We start from the raw sequence: 6,317 nt of genomic DNA, 5'->3' as shown, positions 1-6,317 counted from the left end.
CACTAAAAAGGTAATAATCTTCAAAGATTATTACCATGTGGACAAAATTTATTTTTTCCCTTTTTTATAAAGAAAATATTTTTTCAAAGATAGGATCTTATTCATCAAAGGTAAGTGCAGATTATATAATGGATATTATATTCTTTATTGTTTAAAAATAACTATAATATTAACTTAATTTAAAAGCTTGAAAGAGCAAAAAATATTCAAAATATAGAATTTTTAAAAAATTAAAACAACGATTTTCTTTTAGTAAATCTTACTAGAAGGAACGTTGTTTTTTTATTCACATAAGCGTATAATAGAGGTAGTCTAAAAGAATTGGGGGAAACCAGAAATGTACAAAATAGTCAAAAAAGAAAGACTAAATGATGTTGTTGAATTAATGGAAGTTCATGCTCCAATGGTTGCTAGAAAGTGCGAACCAGGTCAATTCATTATTTTAAGAGTTGGTGAAGATGGAGAAAGAATTCCTTTAACAATTGCTGATTATGATCGAGAAGCTGAAACAATTACAATTATTTATCAAATTGTAGGTTTTTCAACTCGTCAATTAGCAAAATTAAACGAAGGTGATGAAATCACTGACTTTGTTGGACCTTTAGGTGTACCAACTGATTTACATAAATCAAATCATGTTGTTGGTATTGCCGGTGGGGTTGGTAGTGCACCATTATATCCACAACTTAAAAAATTAGCTGAAATGGGTGTAGATGTGGATGTTATCATTGGTGGACGTGAAGCACAATATGTATTATGGGCAGATAAGTTCAAAGCTTTCTGTAAAAATGTATATGTGATGACAGATGATGGATCTTTAGGAGAAAAAGGATTTGGAACTGTTAAATTACAAGAATTAATTGATAGTGGTGATCCAATTGATGAAGTTATCGCTATTGGACCAGTACCTATGATGAAAGCTGTTGTTGGGGTAACAAAACCTCATAATTTAAAAACAATGGTTTCATTAAACCCTATTATGATTGATGGTACAGGTATGTGTGGATGCTGCCGTGTTACTGTTGATGGTAAAATTAAATTCGCATGTGTTGATGGACCAGACTTTGATGGTTTATCAGTAGACTTTGATGAATTAATGGCTCGCCAAAGAATGTTTAAAGAAGAAGAACATCAAGTAGATGCGAATGCAGATCGTATTTGTAATTTAATGGGAGGTGCAAAATAATGCCTAATATGTCACCAAATAAGGTTAAAATGCCTGAACAAGATCCTAATGTAAGAAATAAAAACTTTGAAGAAGTTTCTTTAGGATATACAAAAGAACAAGCTATGGAAGAAGCAACTCGTTGCTTAAATTGTAAAAAACCATTCTGTATGGATGGGTGTCCAGTAGGAGTACCAATTCCTGAATTCATTCATCATGTTGCTGAAGGTGAATTTGAAGAAGCTTATCAAACAATTACAAGAGAAAATGCATTACCTGCAATTTGTGGACGTGTTTGTCCTCAAGAAAATCAATGTGAAGGTAAATGTGTTAGAGGAATTAAAACTGAATCAGTAGGAATCGGACGATTAGAAAGATTCGTTGCTGATTATCATAGAGAACATGGAAAACCTGCAGAATTAAAGATTGAAAAAAATGGTAAAAAAGTTGCTGTTATTGGATCAGGACCTGCTGGTATTACATGTGCTGGTGAATTAGCTAAAAAAGGTTATGATGTGACTGTTTTTGAAGCATTACATAAAACAGGTGGGGTATTATCTTATGGTATTCCAGAATTCAGATTACCTAAAAAATTAGTACAAAGCGAAGTAGACGGTGTTGCTGCTTTAGGTGTAGATTTCGAAACAAATGTTGTTGTAGGGCGTTCAATTACAATTGATGAATTACAAGAACAAGGATATCAAGGAATCTTCGTAGGTAGTGGTGCTGGTTTACCACGTTTCCAAGGAATTCCTGGGGAAAACTTAAACGGTGTTTATGCAGCGAACGAATTCTTAACTCGTGTTAACTTAATGAAAGGATATCAATTCCCAGATCATCCAACTCCAGTTAAAGTAACAGATACAGTATGTGTTATCGGTGCTGGTAACGTTGCTATGGATGCCGCAAGAACTGCAAAACGTTTAGGAGCTAAAAACGTATATATTGTTTATCGTCGTGGACCTGAAGAAGTTCCTGCTCGTGCTGAAGAAGTACATCACGCTAAAGAAGAAGGAATTATCTTCAAATTATTAACTAATCCAGTTAAAATTGAAGGTGAAGATGGATGGGTTAAATCTATGGAATGTGTTGAAATGGAATTAGGTGAACCTGATGCATCTGGAAGAAGAAGACCAATCGCTAAAGAAGGATCTAACTTCACAATTGAAACAGGAACAGTTATTGTTGCTATTGGACAAAGTCCAAATCCATTAATTAGACATACAACTCCTGGTTTAGATTGCCAATCTTGGGGTGGAATTATCGTTGATGAAGATTCAATGAAAACATCTAAAGATGGTGTTTATGCAGGTGGAGATGTTGTTACTGGTGCAGCAACAGTTATCTTAGCTATGGGTGCCGGTAAAAAAGCAGCTAAAGCAATGGATGAATATCTACAAAATAAATAGTATTTAAAAAGTCAATTCACATTACGAATTGACTTTTTCTTTGGCTGTCATTAAATATAAAATGATGTTTTCGCATAAAGCTAGAATAACAATCATATTTATTTTTGGAATAAGTAAACAAATAAGTTCTATACATATTGTAATTTTTGCTTTTTTATTTATAAATGGAATATATTTAAAAAATAACATAAATAGTATTCCAAGTGGAATAAATAATAATAAGAAATACGAACTTAAATATTTATAAGAAAGCATAGATAGAAAAAATATTAAATTGGAAGATACAAAACATTTAACAGGACTATCACAATGATATCCACCTAAATTCACTCTTAATCCGGAAAATGCTAACATCCAAACTAGTGTCATAAGTCCTTCATGTAAACATAATCCTAGAATAAACATAAATATATTAACGATTGAATTAAATATTAAAACTTGTTGACCATACTTATATACTTCATAATCTTGATCAAAATCATATTTATCATAAATTTTCTCTAACATCATCATCTGTTCCTTTTAATAAAAATTTCATGTAATAAATACCATCTTTATAAATGTTCTTTTTCTTAACAATTAAATCAGATTCAATTTTACATCTATCATAATCATAAAAATCATTTTCTGAATAAAGCTCAACTAACGTATAAATACCTTGACCTTTGATGTGCAAAGTTATTTCATTATGTCTTTTAACATAATCTAATATTTCAGAAATAACATCAATAAAATCTAAATCATCATATTTTTCATTTTGGCTAATTTCAAAGAAAGGTTTAATACTTATATTATCGTCTTGTAACCTGTTGATTTTTACAGAAATCAAAATATCAAATACTGGATTTTTAGATGCAACTAATTTTTGGTAAGTGTTTTTAGATTGATATTGTTCAATAGCTTTGGATATTTCTGAATTGGTATCGTTATTTAAGTGTTTAATGTGTTTTAATATCCAATGAATACGATGTTTCTTATCATCAATATCATAACTAATGTTTTGTATGAGACGTAAGCTTTGTTTTATATATTTTTCTTTTTGTAATTGTTTTTCATATTGCATCTTTTCGGTGTATATTCGGTTTAGATAAATACCATTTATGATTATTAAAATGAAAACAGCTAATAATAAGGCGCAAACAATAAATTCACTGTAAGTAACTGATGGATTTATAACAGCATATCCCATTATACCAAATATAATTAGTACAATTATTTCAGTAATAATGACTAAAATATACTGATTATTTGGAATGGGAAAATTAAATTTTAAGTGTTCCAATAACCAGCAGGTTATAAGAATCAAAAATAATTTAGAAGTTATACCAGCACAAATAAGATATATAAATTCATATCCCATATTTTTGAGTCTTCCAAATAAACAATAAGATATGTAAGGATAAGTAAATAATAAAAATACATAACCACCTAGAATAAAGATATCTCCAAATTGTACATTCTTCTTGTTATGAATTATAAATAAATATCCTGTGATGAAGTATCCTAACATTAATACAATTCCATTTTCTTTGAAAATATCACATAATTCACATATTAAGAATAAAGAAGCAAGTAGAAGACAAAACTGTTTTCTACTTGAAAATGAGTAATAAAGGTAAACGAAAGCGGTAAGTGTAAATACTTCTACAAAATTAAGAAATATACTATAAGCTACCATTAAGTAAATAATCCTGATAAGTTAGTTTAAATTTCTTTTTATATGTTTTACCTATATTGATTTCTTTCTTATTTCTTAAGATGATGAACTTGGAATTTACATCATAGACAAAATCTAAATTAATAAGATAGGATCTATGTACTTGTATGATATTGTTATTATTGAGTTGAGTTTTAAATTCTTTTATTTTTTCTTTGAATTTGTATTCACCATCTAATGTGACAATTTTTAAGTAATGACCATCAGCTTCTATGTAGATAATATCACTGGTATTAATACGTACACGTTTTTCTCTAGCGTTAATGACTATAAAACTTGTGTTTTCTAAATGTTCTTTAAACATTTTAAAGAAGATAGACATGTCTTCATTTAAATGATCTTTTCTAATGAAATAAAATGGTTGAAGTTCCATAGATTTATGAACAAAGTTATTGTTCATGGTCACAAAAACAATAAGTGCTTTAGGAAACCTCTTTTTAAGTTCTATAGAAAAGGCAATACCATTTATTGATTTACTTAAATGAACATCTATAAAAATAACTTGGTAATCTTTTGTATCATCAATCTTTTCAAAGTGATCCCCTAGACAAAAGAAATGGGCATCAGTGAATAGATTGTTATTTTTGAGTATATCAACAAACTCCTCTACAAAAGTATTTGTATCCTCTAATATCAAAATATTCATAATGATGCCACCTTTCTTATTTGTTTAAATTCTTTAATTGTTCAGGTTTTTCGAATTCATACAAATCAAAAGCAGACATTGATGATGCACTACCGTATGCAATTCCCTTTAACAATGTAAAGTATTTTTCAATTAAATAGTTTATCATAATTACCTCCTTAAGTGTACTTTATATTTGACACAAATATAAAGTCAATAGAACGTGCATGAAAGAATAGTTATCGTTCCTGAAGGTATCTTTTATAATGCGTAAAATGCACGATTTAATTGTTAACATGAATTAAAAGGGTGACGGATAATGAATGTTAATGAGATAATTATGAATAAAAGAATAGAAAGAGTCGTTTCTAGAAAAGAGCTTGCAGAGGGCTTAGGAGTAAGTGAGAGTACTATTTATAGAATTGAAACAAATCCTAATTTAAATCCCAATAATAAATTAGTAAAAAGAATTTATGATATTTTACGTATGAATGTAACGATTATTGTGGATGATGCACCAATATATGATGAGCATGCACATGAGATAGATTTTGAATCATATAGTCCTACAAGTAAAAGTATTATTTTTAAAACGATTGCAAAAGAAGAAAAAATGAAGAAGCTAAAAGAAAAATAGTTATCAAATGATAGCTATTTTTTAAGATAATGTGATTTTTGTAATTGTATTGTTTGAAAGCGTGTAGGTCATTTTAACTGTTTTATTTTCACTATAGGCAATATATTGATTGTTCGCTTCTTTGTGATTTTCGTAATCTAAATTATTTTTTTCTAAACCAACGTAGAAATTACCTTCAATTTTGTAATGATCTGTAAATAGTTCTACTTTTTTAACTTTATTCTTTTTATTTAAAGTAATTTGAATAGAATCATTATAATAAACTGTATCATTATTCTTTTTTGATTCTATATACTGATCACCAATATAATCATTTATATGATTTATCTTAGAATCCTTTGTAATTCCACGACCATCTTCAACGATAATTGTAAAACCAATATCATTATTTGTAAGAAGTTCTTCAGTTTTAGTGTCTTCCTTTTTTGAACAACCACATAATAATAAAATAAAACAACAAATAAAGAGTATTTTAGATTTCATAGAATTCCTCCTTTAGATAATTGTACTAAATATTTGATTTTTATTAAAGTAAAGATTTATAGACAAAATGTTAATCCTTAGAGCATATCTTCTTCTTATCTCATGTTATGATGAATAAAAGGATGAAAGATTATATGACACTTGGAGAACGTATTCAAAAATATCGGAAAATGAAGGAATTATCGCAAGAAGAATTAGGTAAATTACCGCATATATCAAGACAAACAATATCAAAATGGGAAAGTAATCAGTCATCACCTGATATATAAAGTTGTAAGGCT

General features: G+C 28.6%; 9 protein-coding genes. 4 read left to right on the top strand and 5 right to left on the bottom strand.

Going from position 1 to position 6,317, the window contains the following annotated elements:
• The first annotated feature begins 337 nt into the window (after nucleotides 1–337).
• Complete coding sequence (locus LJD32_RS06355; RefSeq protein ID WP_117788143.1) at nucleotides 338–1,186, top strand: sulfide/dihydroorotate dehydrogenase-like FAD/NAD-binding protein; 849 nt, start codon at nucleotides 338–340, stop codon at nucleotides 1,184–1,186.
• On the top strand, nucleotides 1,186–2,574 hold the full coding sequence (gene gltA, locus LJD32_RS06350) for an NADPH-dependent glutamate synthase (protein WP_032090871.1): 1,389 nt from the start codon (nucleotides 1,186–1,188) through the stop codon (nucleotides 2,572–2,574). The genes LJD32_RS06355 and gltA overlap by 1 nt, the downstream gene beginning before the upstream one ends.
• Nucleotides 2,575–2,595: 21 nt before the next feature.
• Here gltA and LJD32_RS06345 read toward each other — a convergent pair whose 3' ends face one another.
• Genes LJD32_RS06345 through LJD32_RS15305 form a run of 4 tightly spaced genes read right to left on the bottom strand, consistent with a single transcriptional unit; the run spans nucleotide 2,596 to nucleotide 5,085 of the window.
• Complete coding sequence (locus tag LJD32_RS06345; protein ID WP_158570162.1) at nucleotides 2,596–3,081, bottom strand: accessory gene regulator B family protein; 486 nt, start codon at nucleotides 3,079–3,081, stop codon at nucleotides 2,596–2,598.
• Nucleotides 3,062–4,252 (bottom strand): hypothetical protein, encoded by a 1,191-nt coding sequence (locus LJD32_RS06340; protein ID WP_227391991.1) that lies wholly within the window; start codon nucleotides 4,250–4,252, stop codon nucleotides 3,062–3,064. Before LJD32_RS06340 ends, LJD32_RS06345 begins: the two co-directional genes overlap by 20 nt.
• Nucleotides 4,239–4,937, bottom strand: a complete 699-nt coding sequence (locus tag LJD32_RS06335; RefSeq protein WP_227391990.1) for a LytR/AlgR family response regulator transcription factor — start codon at nucleotides 4,935–4,937, stop codon at nucleotides 4,239–4,241. The genes LJD32_RS06340 and LJD32_RS06335 overlap by 14 nt, the downstream gene beginning before the upstream one ends.
• 16 nt (nucleotides 4,938–4,953) lie before the next feature.
• Nucleotides 4,954–5,085, bottom strand: a complete 132-nt coding sequence (locus tag LJD32_RS15305) for a hypothetical protein (RefSeq protein WP_264472077.1) — start codon at nucleotides 5,083–5,085, stop codon at nucleotides 4,954–4,956.
• 150 nt (nucleotides 5,086–5,235) lie between these two features.
• Here LJD32_RS15305 and LJD32_RS06330 point away from each other — a divergent pair, with 150 nt between their 5' ends.
• Nucleotides 5,236–5,553, top strand: coding sequence for a helix-turn-helix domain-containing protein (locus LJD32_RS06330; RefSeq protein WP_227403808.1), 318 nt, complete (start codon nucleotides 5,236–5,238; stop codon nucleotides 5,551–5,553).
• A gap of 21 nt (nucleotides 5,554–5,574) precedes the next feature.
• Here LJD32_RS06330 and LJD32_RS06325 read toward each other — a convergent pair whose 3' ends face one another.
• A complete protein-coding gene (locus tag LJD32_RS06325; RefSeq protein WP_227391989.1) occupies nucleotides 5,575–6,036 on the bottom strand; it encodes a hypothetical protein in 462 nt (153 codons plus the stop codon).
• 134 nt (nucleotides 6,037–6,170) lie between these two features.
• Here LJD32_RS06325 and LJD32_RS06320 point away from each other — a divergent pair, with 134 nt between their 5' ends.
• A complete protein-coding gene (locus LJD32_RS06320) occupies nucleotides 6,171–6,305 on the top strand; it encodes a helix-turn-helix transcriptional regulator (protein WP_227391988.1) in 135 nt (44 codons plus the stop codon).
• Nucleotides 6,306–6,317 lie beyond the last annotated feature (12 nt).

Source organism: Faecalibacillus sp. TM498, from assembly GCF_020589955.1.
Lineage (GTDB): Bacteria > Bacillota_I > Bacilli_A > Erysipelotrichales > Coprobacillaceae > Faecalibacillus > Faecalibacillus intestinalis.
Note: the sequence above shows the minus strand (reverse complement) of the source record. Positions and strands in the feature narration are given on the sequence as shown.

Coding starts and splice junctions, on each gene's coding strand:
- LJD32_RS06355 (WP_117788143.1), top strand. CDS start 338: ATGTACAAAATAGTCAAAAAAGAAAGACTAAATGATGTTGTTGAATTA.
- gltA (WP_032090871.1), top strand. CDS start 1,186: ATGCCTAATATGTCACCAAATAAGGTTAAAATGCCTGAACAAGATCCT.
- LJD32_RS06325 (WP_227391989.1), bottom strand. CDS start 6,036: ATGAAATCTAAAATACTCTTTATTTGTTGTTTTATTTTATTATTATGT.
- LJD32_RS06320 (WP_227391988.1), top strand. CDS start 6,171: ATGACACTTGGAGAACGTATTCAAAAATATCGGAAAATGAAGGAATTA.
- LJD32_RS06340 (WP_227391991.1), bottom strand. CDS start 4,252: ATGGTAGCTTATAGTATATTTCTTAATTTTGTAGAAGTATTTACACTT.
- LJD32_RS06345 (WP_158570162.1), bottom strand. CDS start 3,081: ATGTTAGAGAAAATTTATGATAAATATGATTTTGATCAAGATTATGAA.
- LJD32_RS06335 (WP_227391990.1), bottom strand. CDS start 4,937: ATGAATATTTTGATATTAGAGGATACAAATACTTTTGTAGAGGAGTTT.
- LJD32_RS06330 (WP_227403808.1), top strand. CDS start 5,236: ATGAATGTTAATGAGATAATTATGAATAAAAGAATAGAAAGAGTCGTT.
- LJD32_RS15305 (WP_264472077.1), bottom strand. CDS start 5,085: ATGATAAACTATTTAATTGAAAAATACTTTACATTGTTAAAGGGAATT.